At 73.3% G+C, this 23,243-nt stretch carries 18 protein-coding genes; 9 read left to right on the top strand and 9 right to left on the bottom strand.

Going from position 1 to position 23,243, the window contains the following annotated elements; all coding sequences use genetic code 11:
* Window positions 1–9: 9 nt before the first annotated feature.
* From IEY82_RS26695 to IEY82_RS26715, 5 genes are all read right to left on the bottom strand, one after another.
* Window positions 10–921, bottom strand: coding sequence for an oxidoreductase (locus tag IEY82_RS26695; protein ID WP_189126980.1), 912 nt, complete (start codon window positions 919–921; stop codon window positions 10–12).
* Window positions 922–1,036: 115 nt separating this feature from the next.
* The gene (locus IEY82_RS26700) at window positions 1,037–1,810 is read right to left on the bottom strand and encodes a hypothetical protein (protein WP_189126981.1); all 774 of its coding nucleotides are present in this window, start codon (window positions 1,808–1,810) and stop codon (window positions 1,037–1,039) included.
* The gene (locus IEY82_RS26705; RefSeq protein WP_189126982.1) at window positions 1,807–3,366 is read right to left on the bottom strand and encodes a serine/threonine-protein kinase; all 1,560 of its coding nucleotides are present in this window, start codon (window positions 3,364–3,366) and stop codon (window positions 1,807–1,809) included. Before IEY82_RS26705 ends, IEY82_RS26700 begins: the two co-directional genes overlap by 4 nt.
* 4 nt (window positions 3,367–3,370) lie before the next feature.
* Window positions 3,371–4,990 carry a protein kinase domain-containing protein gene (locus IEY82_RS26710; RefSeq protein ID WP_189126983.1) on the bottom strand — a complete coding sequence of 540 codons (1,620 nt, stop codon included), beginning with the start codon at window positions 4,988–4,990 and terminating at the stop codon, window positions 3,371–3,373.
* Window positions 4,991–4,994: 4 nt separating this feature from the next.
* Window positions 4,995–6,602: a serine/threonine-protein kinase gene (locus IEY82_RS26715; RefSeq protein WP_225263815.1), complete on the bottom strand. Its 1,608-nt coding sequence runs from the start codon at window positions 6,600–6,602 to the stop codon at window positions 4,995–4,997.
* A gap of 84 nt (window positions 6,603–6,686) precedes the next feature.
* On the opposite strand from IEY82_RS26715, the gene IEY82_RS26720 reads away from it, so the two are divergent.
* The 3 genes from IEY82_RS26720 to IEY82_RS40190 are packed head-to-tail and all read left to right on the top strand — an operon-like array spanning window position 6,687 to window position 11,004.
* Window positions 6,687–7,586 (top strand): hypothetical protein, encoded by a 900-nt coding sequence (locus tag IEY82_RS26720; protein WP_189126985.1) that lies wholly within the window; start codon window positions 6,687–6,689, stop codon window positions 7,584–7,586.
* A 17-nt stretch (window positions 7,587–7,603) separates the two neighbouring features.
* Entirely contained in the window at window positions 7,604–8,065 is a 462-nt protein-coding gene (locus IEY82_RS26725; RefSeq protein WP_225263813.1) for a GNAT family N-acetyltransferase, read from the top strand.
* A gap of 44 nt (window positions 8,066–8,109) precedes the next feature.
* Window positions 8,110–11,004, top strand: coding sequence for a helix-turn-helix transcriptional regulator (locus tag IEY82_RS40190; RefSeq protein ID WP_189126986.1), 2,895 nt, complete (start codon window positions 8,110–8,112; stop codon window positions 11,002–11,004).
* Between the two features lie 2 nt (window positions 11,005–11,006).
* Here IEY82_RS40190 and IEY82_RS26735 read toward each other — a convergent pair whose 3' ends face one another.
* The 4 genes from IEY82_RS26735 to IEY82_RS26750 all read right to left on the bottom strand — a co-directional run bounded on the left by IEY82_RS26735 (window position 11,007) and on the right by IEY82_RS26750 (window position 16,643).
* Window positions 11,007–13,538 carry a hypothetical protein gene (locus IEY82_RS26735; protein WP_189126987.1) on the bottom strand — a complete coding sequence of 844 codons (2,532 nt, stop codon included), beginning with the start codon at window positions 13,536–13,538 and terminating at the stop codon, window positions 11,007–11,009.
* An 83-nt stretch (window positions 13,539–13,621) separates the two neighbouring features.
* Entirely contained in the window at window positions 13,622–14,551 is a 930-nt protein-coding gene (locus tag IEY82_RS26740) for a carbohydrate kinase family protein (protein WP_189126988.1), read from the bottom strand.
* Entirely contained in the window at window positions 14,548–15,474 is a 927-nt protein-coding gene (locus IEY82_RS26745) for a pseudouridine-5'-phosphate glycosidase (protein WP_189126989.1), read from the bottom strand. The genes IEY82_RS26740 and IEY82_RS26745 overlap by 4 nt, the downstream gene beginning before the upstream one ends.
* A gap of 146 nt (window positions 15,475–15,620) precedes the next feature.
* Window positions 15,621–16,643, bottom strand: a complete 1,023-nt coding sequence (locus tag IEY82_RS26750) for a YeiH family protein (RefSeq protein ID WP_189126990.1) — start codon at window positions 16,641–16,643, stop codon at window positions 15,621–15,623.
* 70 nt (window positions 16,644–16,713) lie between these two features.
* On the opposite strand from IEY82_RS26750, the gene IEY82_RS26755 reads away from it, so the two are divergent.
* From IEY82_RS26755 to IEY82_RS26780, 6 genes are all read left to right on the top strand, one after another.
* Complete coding sequence (locus IEY82_RS26755; protein ID WP_189126991.1) at window positions 16,714–17,604, top strand: LysR family transcriptional regulator; 891 nt, start codon at window positions 16,714–16,716, stop codon at window positions 17,602–17,604.
* A gap of 64 nt (window positions 17,605–17,668) precedes the next feature.
* On the top strand, window positions 17,669–19,183 hold the full coding sequence (locus tag IEY82_RS26760) for a phytoene desaturase family protein (protein ID WP_189126992.1): 1,515 nt from the start codon (window positions 17,669–17,671) through the stop codon (window positions 19,181–19,183).
* Window positions 19,184–19,244: 61 nt separating this feature from the next.
* A complete protein-coding gene (locus IEY82_RS26765; RefSeq protein WP_189126993.1) occupies window positions 19,245–19,940 on the top strand; it encodes a response regulator transcription factor in 696 nt (231 codons plus the stop codon).
* Complete coding sequence (locus tag IEY82_RS26770; protein WP_189126994.1) at window positions 19,937–21,307, top strand: sensor histidine kinase; 1,371 nt, start codon at window positions 19,937–19,939, stop codon at window positions 21,305–21,307. Before IEY82_RS26765 ends, IEY82_RS26770 begins: the two co-directional genes overlap by 4 nt.
* A gap of 42 nt (window positions 21,308–21,349) precedes the next feature.
* The gene (locus IEY82_RS26775; RefSeq protein WP_189126995.1) at window positions 21,350–22,531 is read left to right on the top strand and encodes a bifunctional glycosyltransferase family 2/GtrA family protein; all 1,182 of its coding nucleotides are present in this window, start codon (window positions 21,350–21,352) and stop codon (window positions 22,529–22,531) included.
* A gap of 70 nt (window positions 22,532–22,601) precedes the next feature.
* The gene (locus IEY82_RS26780) at window positions 22,602–23,228 is read left to right on the top strand and encodes a TetR/AcrR family transcriptional regulator (RefSeq protein ID WP_189126996.1); all 627 of its coding nucleotides are present in this window, start codon (window positions 22,602–22,604) and stop codon (window positions 23,226–23,228) included.
* Window positions 23,229–23,243: the final 15 nt, after the last annotated feature.

The following is a 23,243-nucleotide window of genomic DNA, read 5'->3' on the forward strand; positions in this document are numbered from 1 at the left end:
GAGGTGCGGTCAGTCCGCGGCTCCGCCCGGCTGAGGCGACTCGAGACGGGCCAGTTCGTCCTCCGTGAGCCGCAGCGCACCGGCGGCCACGTTGGCGACCAGGTGATCCGGGTTGCCAGTGCCCGGGATGGCCAGCACGTGCGGCCCGCGCCGCAGCGTCCACGCCAGCCGGACCTGCGCCGGCGTGACGCCGTGGGCGCGGGCGACGGCGAGAACCTCCGGACTGTCGCCGCCGCCGGCGCCCGCCGGGCCTCCCGCGCCGGCGATCGCGAAGAAGGGCACGAACGCGATGCCCTGCTCGCCGCAGGCTCGCAGGAACGCGTCATCGTCGGCGCTGCGGGAGTCGAGGCCGTACCGGTTCTGCACGCAGACCACCGGCGCGATGGCCCGCGCCTCCGCGAGCTGCTCCTGGCCGGCGTTGGAGATGCCCAGATGCCGGATCAGCCCGGCCTCGCGCAGGTCGGCCAGCGCGCCGAAATGCTCGGCGATCGGGCCGGGACCGCTGAGGCGCAGGTTCACCACGTCGAGGTGGTCACGACCGAGTTGACGCAGGTTCTCCTCGACCTGGCCGCGCAGCTGCTCCGGCGCGGCCCAGGGCAGCCAGGCCCCCGAAGGATCCCGGCTCGGGCCGACCTTGGTGGCGATGACCAGATCGTCCGGGTACGGAGCCAGCGCGCGATTGATCAGCTCGTTCGCGGAACGCAGCCGGGAGAAGTAGAACGCGGCGGTGTCGATGTGGTTGACGCCGAGCTCGATCGCGCGCCGCAGCACCCTGATCGACCGATCGCGATCGCTCGGCGTGCCGAGGTCGAAGGCGGCGCTGCCGGTCAGGCGCATCGCGCCGAAGCCGATCCGGTTGACGGTCAGGTCGCCGAGCTCCCAGGTGCCCGCAGCCGCCGCGTTGATCGTCTCTGAGGTCATGATCGGATCCTTCCATCATCTTCGGGGTCCGACGCGACCGGCGAGGCGCGTACGCCGCGCGGGACTTCTTCGGCCCGTCCTCCCGGCACTGAGGCTGACGATCTGACGGCGACCGTCAGTCACCGGTGCCGAGCTTGGCGGCGATCGCCGTGGCCATCTCCAGCGCGCCCTTGGTGAGCCTGTCGGACGGGTCCTCGGGGACACGCCGCTGGTAGACCACCTGGATCACGGCGTTGCTGACCCGTACGCCGACGGTCGCGGTGGTCGGGCCGTTGCCGGTGCCGCCGGGCATGGTGAAACGGGTGGTCCAGGAGGAGTCGCCGACGGGCGGGTCGGCGGGGGTGGAGTCGCGGGCCAGCAGCATGGCCTCCCGCCGCTGCGCCACGTGCTGTTCATGCGCCGCCGCCACATCGCCCGGGAAGACCTTCACGTACACCCTGAGCTGGAACGACATGTTGTCCGGCAGGGAGGCTCCCCGGGGCAGCGTGGACCATTCGCACTCGTCCGCCCGGATCTGCGACTTGTCGTCGGGATAAAGCGTGAGTTTCTTGACCAGGTCCTCGTCGGCCAGCGCGCACGGGTCGGCCTCCTTCGTGATCGTGGCCGGGCCGGTCGGGGCGGGTTCGCTCGTCGGGGACTGCTCGCGCGGCGACGGCTCGGGCGCGGCCGTCGCCGCCTGTGACGGCGGCGTCGCGGCCGGAGTGGCCGAGCGAGCCGGCTCGGGCTCGCGGGTGAGCAGGAACACGACGGTGAACAGCATGAGCACGACGACGGTCATGGCCGTGCCCAGGATGACGGGCGTCACCCGCAGCCCCGGCCGGGACTGCTGGGTGGGGGCGGTGCGCTGCACGGCCACGGTCGGGAACTGGTCTGGCTGATTGGGGTTCATCGCGCCTTCTGAAGGGTGTCGGCCACCGCGCGGGCGGTCGTGACTGCGGTGTCGCGGAGTTCCTCGGTCACCTTCGTACGCTTGGGATGGCTGACCTCGATCTGGACGATCACGTTGCTGACGCGCATCCAGACGGTGGTGGTCGAGGTCGTGGTGATGCCCGCCTCCTTGTCCTGGGCGGCGGCCTCGTCGCCCGCGGACACGCGCCTGGTGCGGCCGACCGTCACGGTCTGCGCGCTGCCGGCGGCCGCGTCGCGGGACTTCACCGTCTGGGCGAACGTCCGCCTGGCCGCCGCGACCTCGTCGGCGCGTTTGACCTTGAGGGTGATCGAGGTGCTCTCGAGCAGGCCGAGCGAGCCGACGGACCAGTAGCACTCGCTCTCGTCGTACATGCGGGGCTGGCGGGAGCGGGAGCCGGGGAGGATGTCCTCGGCCTGGTCCTCGGTGAGCAGCTTGCAGGCCCTGGGCGGCTCGGCGAACCTGCCGTCGCCCCTGGCGGACGGCGACGGGGAGGCCGTGGCGGTGGCCGGCGGCGGGGTGGCCGGCCAGGCCGACACGCTGGCGGGGGAGGGGGGCGTGGTGGTTGTGGTGGTGGCCGTCCTGGCGGAGGGCGATCCGGTGCCGCTGAGCAGGACGAGCGCCGTGACCGTGGCCGCCGTCCCGGCTGCCAGGCCGCCGAACAGCAGGCCGGTACGTCGCGGGCGGGCCCGCACCGGAACCGTGACAGCGGCTGCCTCGCGGGGGCGGCCGGGCAGCGGCGTGGCCAGCGTCCGCAGGTGCGCCGCGACCGCGTGCGGGTGCGGCCGGGCGGCCGGGTTCTTGTCGAGCATGGCCAGCAGCAGCCCGCTGAGCGGGCCCGCGTTGACCGGTGGCGGCGGTGGCTGGGTGAGCACGGCCGCGATGACCGCCATCGTCGAGTCGCGGTCGAACGGCTGCCTGCCCTCGGCGGCCAGGTAGAGGGCCGCGGCCAGCGACCACAGGTCGGCGGCCGGGCCGGCCGGCTCGGCCCGCAGATGCTCGGGCGCGACGTAGCCGGGAGACCCGGGGACATGCCCGGAGGCCGCGTGGGCGGCGGGTATGTCGGCGGTGTGCGCGGCGATGCCGAAGTCGGTCAGCACCACCTCACCGGCGTCGGTGATCATGATGTTGCCCGGTTTGACGTCCCGGTGCAGGATGCCCCGGCGGTGCGCGGCCTCCAGCGCGTCGAGCACCCGCAGGCCCACCGTGGCCACCTGGCCGACCGGCAGCGGGCCCTGTGCCTTGACCAGGTCGCCCAGCGAGCGGCCGGCGAGCAGGTCCATGATGATCCACGGCTGCCCGTCCTCGGAGATCACGTCGTGCACGGTGATGATCGAGGGATGGCTGAGCGACGCCGCCGCGCGGGCCTCGCGCAGCGTGTCGACCAGCGCCTGACCCCGGTCCTCGCCCGGCGGCAGGCGTACCTCCTTGACCGCGACCTCACGGTGCAGCAGCTCGTCGCGAGCCCGCCACACCGTGCCCGCGCCGCCCGCGCCGAGCGGCGCGAGCAGCCGGTAGCGTCCGGCGATCATCCTCATGGCGTCAGGAGGCCTTGGCGTCGAGGCCGGCCACGAGCCACTTGGCGGCCTGGGCGGCCTTGTCCCGCAGGGCGGGGTCCTTGGCCACGTCGCGGGTGAAGCGGAACTCGCCCACCATGTTGCCGGTGCGGAACATCACCTGGACCTCGAACTCCTTGCCCCTGCCGAACCGGGTCTTGGTCACCTCGTAGGCGATCGCCTCGTCCCCGGCGCCGGAGATCTCGAAGACCTCGCCCTGCGTCTCGCCGGAGCCGCCCCTGCCCGCCTTTTCCTCCGCGGCCTTCCTGGCCCCGGCCACGTGCTCGTGGGCCAGGGTGCTCTCGTAGCCGTCGCCCTGCTGCGGATAGAGCCAGAGCGTGAGGTAGAGACCCAGCTCCTTGCCCTTCGCGGGCAGCCCGGTGGTGCCCCAGGTGCACTTGAAGGACGGATCGAGCGACGAGGTGATGTACGGGCCGACCAGCTGGGTGGCCTGCTGCCTGCTGAGCAGCACGCAGGGCCGCGGCATCTTGGAGAACTTGCCGGGCGGCAGCGTGGCGGCCGGGGAGGCACTGGGAGCGGGTGACTCGGTGGTGACGGCACCGGTCGGGTCGCCGGTGGGGGCGCCGGTGGGGGCGCCGGTCGGGTCGCCGGTTCGCGGGCTCGCCGTCGGTGCCGCCACCGTCGGCTTCGGCTCCGCCCGGGTGGCGGACGACGACGTGGTCAGGATGAGCGTGACGGCGGCCACGAACGCCACCACCACGGCGGCGGCCGAGCCGAACGCGGCCGCGCGCGGCACCACCCACGCGGCCGCGGGCGAACTCACGGTGGCCACCGGCTGCCCGGTCGCCTTCTCCAGCAGCCGGCGGACCGTGCGCGCGTCGGGCCGGTGCACCGGGTCCTTCGCGAGCAGGGCCATCAGCAACGGGGCGAGCGCGCCCGCCCGTCGCGGCGGCGCGGGCGGCTCGGTCATCACCGCGCCCAGCGTGGCCATCGCGGTGTTGCGCTGGAACGGCTGCGCCCCCTCGACCGCCGCGTAGATCGTCGCCCCGAGCGAGAACAGGTCGGACGGAGGGCCGGGCACGACGCCGTCCGTCAGGCACTCCGGCGCGGCGAACCCGGCCGTGCCCACCGGCGCGGCGCCCTGCTGGGCCGTGCCGGCGGGGGCGGCGATGCCGAAGTCGGACAGCAGGACGCGCCCGTCGTCGGCGAGCAGCACGTTGCCCGGTTTGACGTCGCGATGCAGCAACCCCCGCGCGTGGGCGGAGGCCAGCGCCGACAGCACGAAGAGCCCCACCGAGGCCGCCCACGCCGGCGACATCGGCCCGCCCGTCTTGACGACCTGGTCGAGCGACCGGCCACGGACGAGCTCCATCACGATCCACGGCTCACCGCCGTCCTCGACCACGTCGTGCACGGCGACCACGGCGGGATGGCGGATCCCGGCCGCCGTGCGAGCCTCGTGGAGCAGGCGATGGCGCAGCGCGGCCTGGTCGTCGGGGGAGAGGCCGGTCGGGAGCAGCACCTGCTTGACGGCCACCTCCCGGCCGATGGTGACGTCACGCGCACGCCAGACGATGCCCATGCCGCCCCGGCCCAGTTGGTCGAGCAGCTCGTAGCGGCCGCCCACGAGTCGTGGTTGGTTCATTGCCTCACTCCTGGCCGTCTAGTGCTTTGGCGAGTCGCCGCGCGGCGTCGCGCGTCGCCGCGCGCAGTGCGGCGACCTTGCCGATCTTGTCGGCGTTGACGTGGCTGACCTCGACGTTGATGTTGCTCAGCCGGAAGACCAGCGTGATGTGCTCGGGATGCCCGTCGGGGTTGACGAGTTCGTAACTGAACGCCTCGTCGCCGATCCCCTTCAGATCTTGTACGTTGCGGCGGGGCTGCGTGATGGGTTTGGCCAGACCGATCTCCGGCCAGCTCCAGGTGATCCTGGAGCCCTCCCTGCCGCGGCTGTTGCGGGAGTTGGCGTACTGCTCCTCGGCGTCCTCGACGGCCCCGCTCCACTGGTCGGGGAGCTGGCTGTTGGACAGCACCCTGACCTGGAGTCCCTTGCCGCGGGTCGTCCACTCGCAGGAGTCAGCGCCTCTCTTGCCCTCGCCCGTGCCCGGGACGAACCGCCCGGCCTGGCGGGTCGTGAGCAGGGTGCAGAGGTTGACCGCCGCGGTGAACCTGGCGGTCTTCTCGGGTTCCGGCGTGGGTGCCGCGGTCGTCTCCGCCGGGGTCGGCGCGCTCGTCGGGGCGCTCGTCGGGGCGGTCGTCGGGGCCGCGGCCGGTGTGGACGCCTGCCGGGGCGCCGGTGGCTGCTCGTCCGGCCGCAGGGCGACGAACGCGACGGCCGCCGCAGCGGCCACGACCACCAACGCGCCGGCCAGGATCGGTGCCCGGCCGGTCCGCCTGGCGGGCGCGAGCGGGGCCAGCGCCTGCCCGCCCTCCGCGACGCGCCGCAGCATCTGCTCCGCGGCCTGCGGGTCCGGCCTCTGGTACGGCTCGCGGGCCATCATCGCCATCAGCACGGGGCCGAGATGCCCGGCCCGCTGCGGTGGCCTCGGCGGCAGGGTGAGCGCGTCACGCAGCACCGACAGGGGAGAGGTGCCGGTGTAGGGCGCCTGGCCCTCGACGGCGGCGTAGAGCGTGGCCGCCAGGGACCACAGATCGGACTCGGGCCCGCCGCGTTCGCCGCGCAGCCGTTCGGGCGCGATGAACCCGGGCGAGCCGATCAGCAGGCCCGACTCCGTGATCGTCGCCTGGTCCTCCAGGCGGGCGATGCCGAAGTCGGTGAGGATGACGCGGCCGTCGTCGCTCAGGTACACGTTGGCCGGTTTGACGTCACGGTGCTGGATGCCGCGCGCGTGCGCGACCGAGAGCGCCTCCAGGACCCGCACACCGAGCTCCGCGACGCGCTCGGGCGCCCAGGGCCCCTCGGCGGCCACGGCCTCCTTGAGGTCGCGGCCCCTGAGCAGCTCCATGACGATCCACGGCCTGCCGTCCTGCTGCAGCACGTCGTGGATCGTGATGATCCCGGGATGGCGCAGCTGGGCGGCGGCCATCGCCTCGCGCATGGCACGCTGGAGCGCCTCGGCCCGCCCGGCCTCGTCCAGAGACTGGGGTAGCAGCACTTCCTTGATGGCCACCTGGCGATCCAGCAGCTCGTCGTGAGCCAGCCAGATCGTCCCCATGCCTCCCTGGCCGAGCGCGCGTAACACTCGGTAGCGGCCTGCGATTTTCGAATCCCCCTGTCCAGGCACGCAGGAGACCATAGTGTTTGTTGCTCCAAGTTCGCTATATTTCGGTGCTTGACACCTGAAACAGGCATCTCATTTGCCATAACCGAACATAGGGGGGTGGCCATGATAGGAGCTCCGCAGGCACCGCCGGTCCCTCCCGCCTCCTACTGGCCGGACGCCGGGGGTGAGCGTCCCGCGACGTCGAAGGCGCCGGGGTGGGCCAAGGGGATCCTGGCGGGCGCCGCTGCGGTGGCGGTGCTCGGCGGCGGGCTCATCGCGGTGCGCGACGCCGGTCAGGGCACCCCGCCGGTCGCGCTGTCCACGCCACCGCCCACGGTGGACCTGCCGTCCATGCTGCCCAGCGAACTGCCGTCAGACGGCCCGCCCACCGCCTCCGAGCAGCCCACGTCGGCCGGCTCCGAGACCCCGGCGGCCACCTCGACCTTCCCGGCGCTGAAAGCCGTGCCCGAAGTGTGCGATCTGCTCCCGGCGAGCCTGACCACCCGGCTCGCGCCCAAGTCCGAGTCGGCTCCGGGCGTCCAGAAGGACGGCTACGGCGCCCTCCGCAAGGGCTGCGAATGGACCCCGCAAGGCAAGAACATCAAGAACGGCTACCTCGAATGGCGCAGCATCTCCCTGGCCGTCAACGTCTGGCCCACGGTCGACGACGCCAGGGAGGACGCCGAGTCCAACTTCCGCTCGATGCGCGACATGGCCGGCACCAAGGAGGAGAACCCCGGCCTGCAGTATCTGAGCACGTACGGTGAGATGAGGACGTTCGAGGGCGTCGGCGACGAGGCGCACGCCATGTACACGGGCAACCTCAAGGGCACCACGAACGTCTGGACGTACGTCGTCCTGGGCAACACCACGATCAACGTCCGCTACCACGGCACCGACAACGAGGGCGGCGAGATCCTGGCCCGTGGTGGCGACACCAGGCCGGTGCCCGAGGACGTGCTCATGAAGGGCGCGGAGGAGATCGTGAAAGAGGCGGTCAAGGCGCTGACGAGCTGAGCCGGATTGGACAGGGCATGAAGCACGATTCAGGGTCACAGGTCATGACGTGTGACGACCTTCTCATCAGAAGGGCCGAGCAGGCCGACGCGGACGAGGTGTTCGCTCTGGCCAGGGAGTTCGGGCTGACCTTCAGCCCCGAGCGCGAGGCGTTCGACCGGGCGCTGCCCCAGCTGCTCCGCAACGACGACGCCCTGCTGCTCACGGCCGTGGTCGGCGGCCAGGTCACCGGCTACCTGCTCGGATTCGTGCATCTGACGCTGTTCGCCAACGGCCCGGTCGCCTGGGTGGAGGAGGCCATGGTGCGGACCGGGTCGCGCAGGCAGGGGATCGGCCGGTCGCTGCTGGAGGAGTTCGAGAAGTGGGCCCGCTCGCGCGAGGCCGGCTACGTCGCGATGGCCACCCGGCGGGCGCCGGAGTTCTACCACGCGCTCGGCTACGAGGCGTCGGCCACGTTCTTCCGCAAGGTCCTGCGCTAAGGGGCGCGCCGCGTCCCTTGGCGCCGGGGTGGCATCCTTGGGGCGTGACCATCCACCCGGTGAGCCCCCTGTTCGTCGGCCGGTCCGACGAGCTCGCCGCGCTCGTCGACGCCCTGGCCGCCGCCCGCGCGGGAGCATCCTCCACCGTGCTCATCGGAGGCGAGGCGGGCGTCGGCAAGACCCGCCTGATCAGGGAGTTCGGCTCGCTCGCCGGTGACGCCCTGGTCCTGTCCGGCGGCTGTCTCGAGCTCGGCACCGAGGGGCTGCCGTTCGCGCCCTTCTCCGCCGTGTTGCGCGGCCTCGTGCGCGAGCTGGGCGCAGACGGCGTCGCCGCGCTGGTGCCCGGCGGCGACACCCGCGGCCTGGCCCGGCTGCTGCCGGAGTTCGGCGAGCCCGACCGCGACGGCTCCGATGCCCGTGCCCGGCTGTTCGAGCAGGTGCTGGGCCTGCTGGAGCGGCTGGCCGAGGACCGGCCGGTGGTCCTGGTCGTCGAGGACGCCCACTGGGCCGACCGGTCCACCCGCGACCTGCTCACGTTCCTGGTGCGCTACCAGCGCTCCGACGCCGCCCTGCTGATCGCCGTCACCTACCGGTCCGACGAGCTGCACCGCACCCACCCGCTCCGCCCGCTGCTGGCCGAGCTGAGCCGCGTCGCCTGGGTGACCAGGCTGGAGCTGCGCAGGCTCACCCGCCGGGAGGTCGTCGCCCAGGCGGCGAGCATCCTGGAGCGAGAGCCGTCGACGTCCGCCATCGACCTCATCTACGCGCGCAGCGAGGGCAACCCGCTGTTCGTCGAGGCCCTGCTCAGCGAGGCCGGCGGCGACGAGTCACTGCCCGAGTCGCTACGCGACCTGCTGCTCGCCGGCGTCGAGCGACTGCCCGAGGAGACCCAGGAGCTGATGCGGGTGGCCAGCGCCGGTGGCCAGCACATCGAGCACGACCTGTTGTCCGGCGTGGCCGGCCTCGACGAGGCCGCGCTCTCTCGCGCGCTGCGGCCCGCGGTGGCGGGCAACGTGCTGGTGGTCGACGGCGAGGGCTACTCCTTCCGCCACGCCCTGATCCGTGAGGCGCTGCACGACGACCTGCTGCCGGGCGAGCACATCCGCCTGCACACCCGCTTCGCCCAGGCGCTGGAGCGCGACCTGTCCGTGCTGCCCGCGCCGCGCGGCGCGATCGAGCTGGCCCACCACTGGCACGCTGCCCGCGACGCCGACTGGGCCCTGGTCAGCGCCTGGCACGCCGCCGCCGCCGCGCGCAGGTCCACAGCCTACGGCGAGCAGCTCCGGATGCTGTCCCGGGTGCTGGAGCTGTGGCGGCAGGTGCCCGACGCCGAGCAGCGCATCGGGATCGACCACGTCGGCGTGCTTCGCCAGGCGATCACCGTCGCCCACCTCGCCGGCGAGTTCGAGCGTGGCCTGACCCTCGCCGGCGCCGCCCTGGCCGAGGTCGACCGCGCCGCCGACCCCATCAGGACCGCCCGGCTGCTGCGCCAGCGCGGGCTCGTCCGCTACGACCTGAGCCGGCCCGGCTATATCGACGACCTGCGCGAGGCCGCCGCCCTGCTGCCCGACGGAGCCCCCGTCAGGCTCCGCGCCCAGGTGCTGGAGAGCCTCGCCCGGATGTTGCACGCGCCCGGCGACCGGCCGGAGAAGCTCCAGGCGGCGGGCCACGCCGCCGAGCTCGCCCACACGGCCGGTGACGCCCCGGTCGAGGCCAACGCGCTGATCACGCTGGCCTGGGGACGCTACCGTTACGCCGAGATCGACCGGCAGGTCGAGGCGTTCGCCGAGGCGCGGCGCATCGCGACCACGTCCGGCTCCTACAACGCGCTGATGCGGTGCGCGATCTCCGAGTCCGACGCGCTGGAGGGCGCCGGCCGCCACGAACAGGCGGCCCGGGTGGCCCGCGAGGGCATCGCCGAGGCCGAGCGACACGGTTTGGCCCGCACCTCGGGCGCGTTCCTGGCGATCAACCTGGCCGAGCCCCTGGTGTCGCTCGGACGCTGGGACGAGGCGCTGGAGGTCGTCGACCACGCACTCGACCTCGTGCCGCCGCCGCCGATCCAGGCGAGCCTGCAGGGGCTGGCCGGCGACCTCGCGCTGGCCCGCGGCCAGATCGAGTCGGCCGAGCGCTTGTGGGCCAAGTCGCGCGCCGTCCTGTCGCGTGGCGCGTTCCGCGACCAGAGCGTGCTGCCGCACGTGCGCAGGGAGTTCGAGCTGCTGCTGGCGGGCGGCCGGGCCGACGACGCGGGCGAGCTGGCCGTGCGCACCCTGCGCGAGCAGGACCTGGTGGCCAGCCCGCGTTACTCGTGGCCGCTGCTGGTGACGTTCGCCCAGTTCGGCGGGCCGCTGCTCGCCCAGCTGCGGTCGCTGGCCGGGCGGCTCGGCGTGGACGGTGATCTCCAGCAGGCCCAGCGCCTGACCTTCGCCGCCGTGGCCGGCCCGGAGTCCGGCGGCGACGAGGCCGCCGACCGGCTCAAGACCCTGGACGAGGCCGTGGCCGCCTGGGCGGCGCTGCGCCAGCCGTACGCGGAGGCTCGCGCGCTGGCCGGTGCCGCCCAGGCGGCGCTGGCGTGCGGAGATCGGCAGCAGGCCGCCAGCCGGCTGACCCGGGCCCGCGAGTTCGCCGAACGACTCGGCGCCGCGCCCCTGCTGGCCGAGCTCGACGGCATCGCCCGGCGCGCCCGCATCGCCCTCGCCGAGGGGGCCCCGACCGACGGCCCGCCGCTGGGGCTGACCGCGCGTGAGCTGGAGGTGCTGCGCCACGTGGCGGCCGGGCACAGCAACCGGGAGATCGCCGGTCAGCTGTTCATCGCGGTCAAGACCGTCAGCGTGCACGTGTCCAACATCCTGGCCAAGCTCGGCGTCGCCTCACGCGGCGAGGCCGCCGCCACGGCGCACCGCCTGCGCCTGTTCGAGGACCTCGACGGGCTCGCCTGAGGTCAGCCCGTGAGCTGCGCCTCCAGCCGATAGCCGTCGACCGTCACGTACACCTGGTCGCCGGGGCGGGCGTTGAGGCGCATCAGCACCGGTTGCAGCGAGTCGAAGACCGGCTGGTGCCCCTGCCAGACCAGGACGATCGCGTTGTCTCCGGGGCCCGTCACCGACAACAGGGTGCCCGGGCGCATGCCGAGCTGGGTGGCGTAGCCCTCCGGCACCGGCACCGGGCCGCCCCGCAGATGCTCGGGCGTGACCTCTATGCGCTGCCAGCGGCGCGGGTCGGACGACGGGCTCGGCAGCGGAGGCGGCGGGGTGGACGGGGCGCCGGCGAGGCTGGGAAGGATCGGCGAGCGCCCGCCCGACAGGGCCGACAGCGTGGCCAGCGCCGCCGACGGGTCGATCGACCCCGCCGGGGCCGCGGGGATGGGCTGTCCGCCGCGGTGGTGGTGGCCGTTGGCGCCGGGAGTGCGGCGCGGCAGCGGCTGGGCCGGAGCCTGGGAGGAGGCCGTGGGGTGCGCCGCGGACTCCGGCGGCAGGGCGTCGAGCCACGCCTTGGCCGAGTGGGCGCGGATGCCGAGCTCGCTCAGCACCTCCACCACGTCGACGTCGGAGGTGCGGGTCGCGAGAAGCTGCCGGGTGCGGGCCTGCAGCCGCTGCAGGTCGCCGATGACCAGCCAGCCGTCCTGCAGGCGGCGGTCGGGCATGAGCGTGACGAGCACCCGCCACAGTGGGGTGCGCAGCGACGGCACCATCACCGGGTGCGCCGGGTCGGCGCCGATCAGTTGCTCCTCCGTGGCGGCGGCGCCCAGCCACTCCGTCAGCCGGAACATGTGCCCGGTCACCGGAGCCGACTCCGACGAACGCAGCCAGTGCAGCACGCGCTCCTCCGCCGTGCGCTGGGCCTGGGAGAGCACGTCGCGATCGACGAGCATCTTGTGCGCCAGCGTGCGCAGGCTGATCGGGTCCTCGGCGAACAGCCGGTGCACGGCGACGGCGAGCTCGAGTTTGTCCAGGCTGCGGAAGAGGCTGTCGACGACCCGGACCATCGCGTGGTCCGTGTCGGACAGCGGGGGCGTGGCGGCCTGCTCGGTGGTGCCGCCGTAGGCGCCGGCACCGCTCACGCTCGGCAGCGGGCCCGTGTGGGGCGCGCCGGACAGCCCGTTGGGCATGCCGGCCAGCGGGTCGGCCTTCTGGCGGTCGCCGGTCGGACGCTGCGGGAGGCCGTTGGACTGGGCGGGGAAGGATCCGGTCTGGCGTGCGGCCCCTCCTTCCCCCTGTGCCCGGAAGCCGCCGGTCTGGGGGGCGGGGCCGGGTTGGGCCGGGAAGCCGCCGGTTTGGGATGTGGAGCCGGGTTGGGCCGGGAAGCCGCCGGTCTGGGGTGCCGAGCCGGGCTGGGCGGGGAGGCCGCCGGTCTGGGAGGCGGAGTCGCTCCGCGCGCCGGATCCGGTTGACGGCGCCGATCCGCTCTGTGAGTCGGAGCCGGGCTGGGCCGCATAGCCGCCGGTTCGCGGGCCCGAGGCCGGCTGGGAGGGGAAGCCGCCGGTCTGGGGGGTCGCGCCTGGTCGCGCCGGATAGCCCCCGGTCTGTGGCGTGGATCCGGGCTGGGCGGTGGCGCCGGTCTGGGACGCGGAGCCGGGCACAGCGGGGAAGCCGCCGGTCTGGGATGGGGAGCCGGGCTGGGCGGGGAAGCCGCCGGTCTGGGACGCGGAGCCCGGCAGGGCGGGGAAGCCGCCGGTCTGCGGGCCGCCGTCGGGCTGGGCAGCCTGGGCGGCGTGTCCGCCGGCTCGGGACGGGGCGTCGGGTCGGCCGGGATAACCGCCGGTGCGGGGTGCGCCCTCGGGCTGCGCGGGATAGCCGCCGCTTGACGGCTGGGCGGTGAACGAACCGGACTGAGGGACGCCCCGGGCCGGGAGCCCGGCCGCTGGAGAGGCGGCGCCGGGCTGGCCGGAGAAGGAGCCGGTCTGGGGAGTGGCTTCGGGTTGGGCCGGGCCCGTCGTGCCCTGGACGGCGGCTCCCTCACGCTGCCCGGGAACGGTGCCGCGCGGGAGCAGGGGGCGGGTGGCCTCCGGGTGTCCCGTGGATACGGGCGAGACGGCGGCGGGGCGGGACGCGTCGAGCTGGAGCTGGCCGAGCACCTCGCGGAACACCGAGCCGATCACCACCTCGGCCGTGGCCGAAGGCATGACCAGGTCGCCGGGGGTCAGGCGGCGCAGCCGATGCCAGCCGCCCAGGCCGGTGACCGCCGTGCGGGTGGCCTCGGGCCAGCCGGGCATCGCCGGGTCGACCTGGTGAACGGTGAGCGCGGGCAGGAGGTCGGCGAGGGGCAGGTGGTCCCAGCGGGAGGCGGCCAGGCGGGCCAGCCGCTCGCAGATCCAGTCGAGCCCGGCCGTGCCGAGGGCCCGCGACAGCGCGAGCGACGACCACCAGCCGGTCGGCAGCCGCGGATCGCCCAGGGCCTCCGCGACCTGCTGGGGACGGCTCCAGCGCAGGGCAGGGACCAGGTCGCTCAGGCAGATCGATGACTCGACGTCCATCGGCGGACCTTATCCTCCCCAGAGTGAGCCGCGTTGCTAGGAAACACGCATGTGGCTAATGGTGCAGCCTACGCGGCAAGCTATCAATCGGTGTGAATAGGGTAAAGACGGTTCACTTCCAAACCGTATCGCGGCCGACCGCCCACCAGGGCCACACAAGTGGCACCCGCCTGACAACCCGCCTGCAGAGCTGCCGCTTCGTCGGCGCCCTTGAGAAAAGCTGTGAGATATCCGGCTGCGAACGCGTCTCCGGCTCCGGTCGAGTCTACGACCTTGGCGGGCGACGCTTCGGCAGTAGCGAGGATTCGCCCTCCTGTCGCCACCGCGGCGCCTTTGGATCCCAGCTTCACGACGGCGGTGCCGTACCTGTCGCTGAGGAGCTCGGCGGCGCGCTCCGGTGACGGGGCGCCGGTGAGCAGGAGGGCCTCGTCGAGGTTGGGGATGATCAGGTCGGCGGCGGCGGTCTCGCGCAGGAACCGGTCCACGCCGAACTCGCGCAGCGGGCCGGTGGAGGCCGGGTCGACGCTGATGCGGGCACCCGCGGCCGCCGCCTCGGAGCTGGCCAGCCTGGCCAGCTCCAGCCCCGGCTCGGCGAAGAGGAGGTAGCCCGACAGGTGCAGCCGGCCCACCCCGTCGAGCAGGGACGGATCCCAGTCGTCGACGGAGATGCGGCCGCCCGCGCCGCGGTTGGTGAGCATGGAGCGTTCGCCCGACCCGTCGACCATCGCGATGACCACGGCCGTGGGATGGGCGGGGTCCACCCTGACGTGCGGCCGGACTCCCGTTCGGACCAGCTCCGTCGTGTGCCACTCGCTGCTGTCGTAGCCGAGTCTGGCCAGCAGTCGCACGTCGGCGCCCAGGTGGGCGGCCCAGGCGGCGGTGTTGGCGCCCGAGCCGCCCGGCCGGAGCGCGATGTCCGCGGCGGTGTCGGTGCCCGCCAGCACCGGCGCGCCGTGGATCGCCACCACATCGGTGATGACGTCGCCGATGACGAGCAGACCCCCGCCGGTCACCGCTCTGCCCAGCGGAGCGCGATCAGCGCCGCCAGGGCCGTGTTGCCGCGGACCGCCGCCAGGTTGGCCTCCAGCGAGGCTCCGCCCGTGCCGCGCACCAGGTAGCCGAGCAGGAACGGGGTGATCGCCTGCCCGGTGACGCCCTCGCGCTCGGCCGCGGCGAGTGCCTCGGCCAGCACGCGGTCGTGCAGGACGGGGTCGAGCTGCCGGTCCACCGGGACGGGGTTGGCCACGATCAGCGCGCTCTCCTGGCCGCCGAACGAGTCCTGGCCGCGCATGATCGCCGCGGCCTGCTCGGGCGACTCGATCCGCCAGTCGATCGGCTCGCCGGAGGAGTGCAGGTAGAAGCCCGGGAACGTGTCCGTACGGTAGCCCGCCACGGTCACGCCACGGGTCTCCAGGCGCTGCAGCGTCGCGGGCACGTCGAGGATCGACTTGACACCGGCGCACACCACGGTGATCCGGGTGCGGGCCAGGGTGTCGAGGTCGGCCGACTCGTCCTGATCCTGGGTCCAGCCGCGGTGGACGCCGCCGAGCCCGCCCGTGGCGAAGATCCGGATGCCGGCGCGGGCGGCCAGGAACGAGGTCGCCGAGACGGTCGTCGCGCCGCTCGCCTTCAGGGCCGCCGCCACCGGCAGGTCGCGCTGGCCCAGCTTGCGCAGCCCAGGCTCGGTCGCGACGCGCTCCAGCTCGGCCTCGTCCAGCCCGACGCGGGCGACGCCGTCGAGCACCGCGATCGTGGCGGGCACGGCGCCCGCCTCCCGGACGATCCCCTCCAGCTCCCTGGCGACCTCCAGATTGCGAGGCTGCGGCAGGCCGTGGGAGATGATCGTGGACTCCAGCGCCACCACCGGCGCGCCCGCGGCCAGGGCCTCGGCGACCTCGTCGGACTGCTGGAGTATGGGGTCTGCGGTGTCGCGCATGTGGGTCCGGTGCTCCTCATGTGATCCGGTGTGAATCCAGATAAATAGCGTGCCTAAGTGTATTTCACGGATTTTGTGCGAAATCGGGCACGCTGTGTGCCTGATAAGGCTGTCTGTCCGATCATCCCCTCCTGCGGGTGAGGATGTCAGGCCAGGATCAAGACACCCGCCAGCGAGACGGCCGCGACGCATCCGGTGGCGAGCGCGCCGAGCGCCAGCACCCGGCCGGCCCTGACCAGCGTACGGACGTCGATCCCGGTGCCCAGGGCGAACATGGCGGCGGCCATCAGGATGCCGGTCACCTCCGGCGCCACCGCCGTGACCTGTGACGGCACCAGGCCGGTGCCGCGAAGCGCGACCATCGCCAGGAACCCTGCCACGAACAACGGGACCACCGGCGCGCCGGCGGATTTCGTGGGGTGAGCCCCGCGCGCGGTGCCGGCGTCGGCGCGGGCACCGCGGCCGACGGCGATGGTCTCGGCGTATCGCCGCCGCGCGGTCGTCAGGGCGATGATCGGGGCCAGCAGCACGACGCGGCCGAGCTTGACGGTGACCGCCGTGGCGAGGACGCCGGTGGCCGAGCCGATCGCCGCCACCTGGGCGACCTCGTGGACCGCCGCGCCCGTCCAGACTCCCAGCTGCGGACCGGACAGTCCGAGCCACGTCGCCGCCAGGGGGACCACGAGGATGGCGGCGCTGCCGTAGAGGACGACGACGCTGAGCGCGGCGGCCGCGTCGTCGTCCGTGGCGTCGGTGCTCTGGCGCATGGCGGCGACGGCCGCGGCGCCGCAGATGGACACCCCGGCGGCGACCAGCAGCGACGTGCCGGGCGGCAGGCCGAGGCGGCGACCGGCGAGCGGGGTGAGGGTGAACGTGACGCCGGTCGCGACCACGATGATCGCGGGTGCCTGCCAGCCCAGCGCGAGCAGCTGCGGCACCGCGATCTGCAGCCCGAGCAGCACGATCGCGACCCGCAGCACCCGCCTGGCCACGAACCGCAGGCCGGGCAGCAGCCGCTCGCCGATCCCCCACACGTTGGCCACGACCGCGCCGGTGACGACGGCGACCATCGCCGGGCTGAACGCGGGCACGAAGTGGTGGGCGGCCAGGGCGAAGACCACCGCCGCCAGGGCCGCGGCGACACCGGGCAGACGATCGGCGAAGGGCATGCCCCGAGTCTTCTGAGGCCCCGCCGGTCCCGGTAGCCGTGGGTTGCCTGGCAGGTCATAGCCTGAGGCTATGAGTGCACTGCCCGACCTGGACTCGCTCCAGCTCCTGGTCGACGTGGGCGAGCTGGGCAGCCTGGGGCGGGCGGCCAGGGCGTCGGGCATCACGCAGCCGTCGGCCAGCAAACGGCTCGCCCTGCTGGAGCGCCGGCTCGGCCTTCCGCTGCTGGAACGGACACCTCGCGGCTCCACGCTCACCGCCGAGGGCCGGATGGTGGCCGGCTGGGCCACCCGGGTGCTGGCCGCGGCCCGGGAGCTCACGCGCGCCGCGCAGGCCGTACGGCACAGCGGGGCCGCCCACCTGCGGGTGGCGTCGAGCATGACGGTGGCCGAATACCTGATGCCGCGCTGGCTGGGGGAGTTGCAGGACCGCGACCCCGACGTGCAGGTGGGGCTGGACGTGGTCAACTCCGCCGACGTGGCCGGCCGGGTGCTGGCCGAGGAGGTCGAGCTGGGCTTCGTCGAGGGGCCGACCGTGCCCGACGGGCTCGCCGGACGGGTGGTGGGCACCGACCGGCTGGTGGTCGTGGTGGCGCCCGGTCATCCCTGGACGCGTCGCCGTACCGTGCTCAGGGGGCCCGAGCTGGCCGCCACCCCGCTCGTCGTCCGCGAGCCGGGGTCGGGCACGCGGGAGACGCTCGACGTGGCGTTCAGGGAGTTGCGCCAGGCCAGCCCGCGCCTGGAGCTGGGGTCCAACGCGGCGGTCAAGGGGGCGGCGCAGGCGGGGTCGGCGCCCGCCGTGCTCAGCGGTTACGCGGTCGAGGCCGAGCTGGCCACCGGGCGGCTGGTGGAGGTGCCGCTGGCGGGGCTCAACCTCGTGCGCAACCTGCGCGCGGTGTGGCGACGGGGCCGCCTCCTCGCCGGCCCGGCCGCGACCCTGCTCACGATCGCCAGCCGCCCCTGACCCGGACACCTTCCGTGACCGTAGAGGACTGTGGTCATGGCGCTCTGGACCGTATTGTGCCGATATGGGGATCTATGACATCGTCGTTGCCGGTGGCGGGCACAACGGGCTGGTCGCCGCCGCCTACCTGGCCAGGGCAGGGCGGCGGGTGCTGGTGCTGGAGCGACTGGACCACACCGGGGGGCTGGCGATCTCCGCCCGAGCCTTTCCCGGCGTGGACGTACGGCTGTCGCGCTACTCCTACCTGGTCAGCCTGCTGCCGACGAAGATCGTTCGGGACCTGGGCCTCGACCTGGAGCTGCGCCGCCGCCGCTACGCCTCCTACACGCCCACGGGCGGCACGGGCCTGCTCGTCGACAACGGCGACGCGGACCGTACGGCGGCCTCGTTCCGGGAGGTCACCGGGGGAGACGCCGACCACAAGGCGTGGCAGGAGTTCTACGCCATGGCCGGCGAGGTCGCGCGGACCCTGGCGCCCACCCTGCTCGAACCCCTGAGGACCGCCGGCGAGATCGAGCGGCTGGTGGGCGCCGAGGCGTGGCGGGACCTGTTCGCGCGGCCCATCGGCCAGACGGTGGACGAACGGTTCGGCGACGACACGGTGCGCGGCGTGGTGCTGACCGACGCGCTGATCGGCACGTTCGCCGACCCCGCCGCGGACCTGCTGGCCAACCGGTGCTTCCTCTACCACGTGATCGGCGACGGCACCGGAGAGTGGAACGTGCCGGTGGGCGGCATGGGCGCCGTCTCCGGGGCGCTGGAGGCCACGGCCAGGCGGGCCGGGGCGGAGATCAGGACCGGAGCCGAGATCGTCGGCATCTCCCCCTCGGGCGAGGTGACGTTCCGGACGGAGGACGGCGAGCACACGGTCACGGGCGGTCACGTGCTGGTCAACCTGCCGCCCGCCGTGCTCGACCGGGTGCTCGACCGGGTGCGGGGCAGGCCGGAGAGCACGCCGGAGGGGGCGCAGCTCAAGGTCAACATGGTGCTGACCCGGCTGCCCCGGCTCAAGGACGCGGCGGTGGACCCGAGGGCCGCGTTCAGCGGGACCTTCCACATCAACGAGAGCCGCGACCAGCTGGCCCGGGCCTACGCGCAGGCCGCCGCCGGCCGGATCCCCGAGCTGCCGCCCGCCGAGGTCTACTGCCACTCGTTGACCGACCCGTCCATCCTCGGGCCCGAGTTGCGGGGGCGGGCGGAGACGATGACGCTGTTCGGCCTGCACATGCCCGCCCGCCTTTTTCGGGAAAATCCGGAAAAGGCGCGGGCTGAGGCGCTGCGCGCCACCCTGGACTCCATCAACCGCGTGCTGGCCGAGCCCATCGAGGACTGCCTGCTGCGGGCCCCCGGCGGCGGCCTGTGCGTCGAGGCCAAGACCCCCGTCGATCTCGAAGAGGAGGCCGGGCTGCCCGGCGGCCACATCTTCCACCGTGACCTGAGCTGGCCGTACGCGGACGAGGGCGGCTGGGGTGTGGAGACCGAGCACGAGCGGATCCTGCTGTGCGGCGCCGGCGCCCGCAGGGGCGGCGGCGTCAGCGGCATCCCCGGCCACAACGCGGCCATGGCGCTCCTGACGTGACGGGGGAGGACCTCAAGAGGACTTCATAGCGTTCTCATGATGGTCCCTTAGGTTTGTGAGCATGAGCGAGTCGGCGCGGTTGCTGGTGGTGGACGACGAGCCCGCGCTGCGCGAGGCTCTGCAGTCGAGCCTGGAGTTCGAGGGGTACCGGGTCGTCACGGCCAACGACGGGCAGGCGGCGCTGGAGCGGCTGTCCGGTGAGAGCTACGACGCGGTGCTGCTCGACGTCATGATGCCCCGGCTCGACGGGCTGACCGCCTGTCGCCGGCTCCGCGCGACCGGCAACCACGTGCCGGTGCTCATGCTGACGGCCCGCGACGCCGTCGGCGACCGGGTCTCCGGCCTCGACGCGGGGGCCGACGACTACCTGGTCAAGCCGTTCGAGCTGGACGAGTTGCTGGCGCGGGTGCGCGCGCTGCTGCGGCGGGGCGCGCTCGGCGCCGGCGCCCAGCAGAGCGTGCTGTCCTACGACGACCTGCGCATGGACCCGGGCACCCGGGAGGTCACCCGGGGCGACCGGCCGCTCGACCTGACCAGGACCGAATACCTCCTGCTGGAGCTGTTCCTGGCGCATCCGCGCCAGGTGCTGACGCGCGACCAGATCCTCGGCGAGGTCTGGGGGTTCGACTTCGAGCCGACGTCCAACTCGCTCGACGTGTACGTGATGTACCTGCGGCGCAAGACCGAGGCGGGCGGGGAGGCGCGGCTGATCCACACCGTCCGCGGGGTCGGGTACGTGTTGCGAGCGGTGCCATGAGATGGGGCAGCCTGCGCTCCAGGCTGACGCTCCTGGTCACGGTCGCGGTGGCCCTGGCCATCGCGATCAGCGCCGGCGCGTGCTTCATGATCGTCCGCAAGCAGCTGTACGACCAGGTGGACCGCGCCCTCGTGCCGTCTCCCGCCAAGGCGCAGAACTCGTACCAGAAGCAGAACGACCTCGACTGGCTGATGAAGCACTGCACCACCTCGCCGGAGCAGCCGACGGGCCGCTACCGGCCGCCCGAGTCCACCCAGGTGATCTACAGCGACGGGCGGCCCACCTGCCACATGGGCCCGGCTCTGACGATCACTCCTTACGACCTGCGCATCGCCGCCCAGGGAGGCAGGTCCCACCTGCACAACGGCACCACCGCGGACGGCACGCCGATGCGGATCCTCACCGAGAACGTCGGCCCCGGCATGGCCGTCATGGACGCCAAGCGGATCGACCAGCTGAAGGACACCCTGCGCAACGTCGCGCTGCTGCTCGGCGCCGTGGCCGCGCTCGGTGTCCTGGGAGCGGCGTGGGCCGGGATGGCCGTCGCGCGGGCCGGGCTGGCGCCCGTGGGCCGCCTGACCAAGGCCGTCGAGCACATCGCGCAGACCGAGGATCTCGACACCCGCATCCCGGTCGAGGGCACCGACGAGATCGCCCGGCTGAGCGCCTCGTTCAACGCCATGACCGCCTCCCTGGCGGGGTCGCGCGACCGGCAGCACCAGCTCGTCGCCGACGCCGGCCACGAGCTGCGCACCCCGCTCACCACCCTGCGCACCAACATCGACCTGCTGCTGCGCAGCGAGCAGACCGGCCGGCAGCTCGATCCCGGCGCCAAGGAGCGGCTGCTGGTCAACGTGAAGGCGCAGTTCGCCGAGCTGTCCACGCTCGTCGGCGATCTGCTGCAGCTGGCCCGCGGCGACACCGACCACGAGCCGCACGTCGAGGTGGCCCTGCACGACGTGGTGCGGGCCGCCGTCGACCGGGCCAGGCTGCGCGGCGCGGAGGTCACCACCGACCTCGAACCCTGGTACGTCGTCGGCAACGCCGCCTCTCTCGAACGGGCGGTGCTCAACCTCATCGACAACGCCGGGAAGTTCGGTCCAGGCCAGGTCGAGGTGGGCCTCCACGGCGGCACGCTGACCGTCCGCGACCACGGGCCGGGCATCCCCGAGGAGGACCTGCCGCACGTCTTCGAGCGCTTCTGGCGGTCGCCGTCGGCGCGCGGCCTGCCCGGGTCGGGGCTCGGCCTGGCGATCGTGGCGCAGGCCGTGGCCGAGGCCGGGGGAGACGTACGGCTCGCCAACGCGCCGGACGGCGGGGTGATCGCGACGATCACTCTTCCCGGTGATCGCACTTCACCCTCATAATCGGATAAGTCTGCTTATAAGCCGGGGGCGTGAGCTGGGGGCATGGAATCATCAGTCAAGACGCGCCTGGTCGAGGTGGTCGTCCCCGTTCACAACGAGCAGCGGGCCCTGCGCGCGAGCGTCCTGCGGCTGCACACCTATCTCACCAGCACGTTCCCGTACGGCTTCCAGATCACGATCGCCGACAACGCCAGCACCGACGACACCTGGCGGTTAGCCGGGGAGCTGGCGGCCGAGCTGGCGAACGTGCGGGCCGTCCACCTCGACGCCAAGGGGCGGGGCAGGGCGCTGCGCCAGGTCTGGTCGGTCAGCGACGCCGACGTCGTCAGCTACATGGACGTCGACCTGTCCACGGACCTGGACGCGTTCCTGCCGCTGGTCGCGCCGCTCCTGTCGGGCCACAGCGACCTGGCGATCGGCACCCGGCTGTCCAGGGCGTCGCGGGTGGTGCGCGGGCCCAAGCGTGAGTTCATCTCCCGTTCGTACAACCTGCTGCTCCGGTCCGTGATGGGCGCGCGGTTCTCCGACGCGCAGTGCGGCTTCAAGGCGGCGCGCACCGAGATCGCGCAGGCGCTGCTGCCCGCCGTCGAGGACGAGCAGTGGTTCTTCGACACCGAGTTACTGCTGCTCGCCGAACGGCACGGGCTGCGCATCCACGAGGTGCCCGTCGACTGGGTGGACGATCCGGACAGCCGCGTCGACATCCTGCGCACCGCTCTGGACGACCTGCGCGGCCTCACCAGGGTGGCCCGCAGGACCCTGTCCGGAGCCGCCAACCTCCCCATGCCCGCCCGGGTGCGCGAGGCCCGGCTGCCGCGAGGCATGGCGCACCAGTTGCCCAGGTTCGCGATCGTGGGGGTGGTCAGCACCGTCGCCTATCTGCTGCTGTTCTCGCTGCTGGGGCTGATGATGCCGGTGCTCGCCGCGAACGCCGTCGCGCTGCTCGTGACTGCCGTGGCCAACACCGCCGCGAACCGCCGCTTCACCTTCGGCGTGAGCGGCCCGGCCGGGGCGCTGCGGCACCAGGTCGAGGGGCTCATCGCGTTTCTCGTCGGGCTCGCGCTCACCACCGGAGGGCTGGCGCTGCTGCCCGACGACGTCTCCCATGAGGTGCGACTGGTCGCGGTCGTCATCGCGAACGCGTGCGCCACCCTGGTCCGCTTCCTCCTGCTGCGCGTGTGGATCTTCCACCCGAGCCGCAGAACGTCCCGACGACCTTCCTGACGACCTTCCTGATGACCACGGCTGGCGGCGCTCCGCGAAGCACGCCGCCGAAGGCGGATAGGCTTGCCCGGTGCGGAGTACGAGCCGGGCCGAGCAGGCCGACCAGCGCAGGGCCGAGCTGCTGGAGGCCACCCGCAGGGTGGTCCTGGAGCGAGGTCTGGCCCACACGCGCATCGCCGACATCGCCAAGTCCGTCAACGTCAGCGGCGGCCTCGTCCACTACCACTTCGCCACCAAGGACGAGCTGATCACCGCCATGCTCCGGGCCTCCCTCGACGTCGAGAGCGCCAGGCTCGACGAGCTGGTCGGGGGGCCGGGCACGGCGGTCGAGCGCCTCGACCGGGTGCTGCGCTACTACATCCCCGAGTCGAGGTCCGACCAGAGCTGGCTGCTCTGGATCGACGCCTGGAACACCGCGCTGCGCGAGCCCGCGATCAACCAGATCATGCTGGAGCTGGAGACCACCTGGCTGACGGCGCTGAGCCGGGTGCTGGCCGACGGCACGAGCTCCGGCGAGTTCGCCTGCGACGACCCCGAGGGCGCGGCCGAGCGGATCGACGCCATGCTCGACGGCCTGGTCATCCGCTACACCCTGCATCCTGACGTGCTGTCGGGCACCCGCCTGCTCGCCCACGCCCGCACGGCCGCGGCCCGGGAGGCCGGCATCCCGGTGAGCGTCTTCGCGCAGGGCCGCTGAGGGGGGCCCGCGCGA

The organism is Nonomuraea cavernae, from assembly GCF_014646355.1.
GTDB classification, from domain to species: domain Bacteria; phylum Actinomycetota; class Actinomycetes; order Streptosporangiales; family Streptosporangiaceae; genus Nonomuraea; species Nonomuraea cavernae.

Coding starts and splice junctions, on each gene's coding strand:
- IEY82_RS26755 (WP_189126991.1), top strand. CDS start 16,714: ATGAGTGCACTGCCCGACCTGGACTCGCTCCAGCTCCTGGTCGACGTG.
- IEY82_RS26775 (WP_189126995.1), top strand. CDS start 21,350: ATGGAATCATCAGTCAAGACGCGCCTGGTCGAGGTGGTCGTCCCCGTT.
- IEY82_RS26745 (WP_189126989.1), bottom strand. CDS start 15,474: ATGCGCGACACCGCAGACCCCATACTCCAGCAGTCCGACGAGGTCGCC.
- IEY82_RS26765 (WP_189126993.1), top strand. CDS start 19,245: ATGAGCGAGTCGGCGCGGTTGCTGGTGGTGGACGACGAGCCCGCGCTG.
- IEY82_RS26725 (WP_225263813.1), top strand. CDS start 7,604: ATGAAGCACGATTCAGGGTCACAGGTCATGACGTGTGACGACCTTCTC.
- IEY82_RS26735 (WP_189126987.1), bottom strand. CDS start 13,538: ATGGACGTCGAGTCATCGATCTGCCTGAGCGACCTGGTCCCTGCCCTG.
- IEY82_RS26700 (WP_189126981.1), bottom strand. CDS start 1,810: ATGAACCCCAATCAGCCAGACCAGTTCCCGACCGTGGCCGTGCAGCGC.
- IEY82_RS26695 (WP_189126980.1), bottom strand. CDS start 921: ATGACCTCAGAGACGATCAACGCGGCGGCTGCGGGCACCTGGGAGCTC.
- IEY82_RS26715 (WP_225263815.1), bottom strand. CDS start 6,602: ATGGTCTCCTGCGTGCCTGGACAGGGGGATTCGAAAATCGCAGGCCGC.
- IEY82_RS26705 (WP_189126982.1), bottom strand. CDS start 3,366: ATGAGGATGATCGCCGGACGCTACCGGCTGCTCGCGCCGCTCGGCGCG.
- IEY82_RS26770 (WP_189126994.1), top strand. CDS start 19,937: ATGAGATGGGGCAGCCTGCGCTCCAGGCTGACGCTCCTGGTCACGGTC.
- IEY82_RS26710 (WP_189126983.1), bottom strand. CDS start 4,990: ATGAACCAACCACGACTCGTGGGCGGCCGCTACGAGCTGCTCGACCAA.
- IEY82_RS26760 (WP_189126992.1), top strand. CDS start 17,669: ATGGGGATCTATGACATCGTCGTTGCCGGTGGCGGGCACAACGGGCTG.
- IEY82_RS26750 (WP_189126990.1), bottom strand. CDS start 16,643: ATGCCCTTCGCCGATCGTCTGCCCGGTGTCGCCGCGGCCCTGGCGGCG.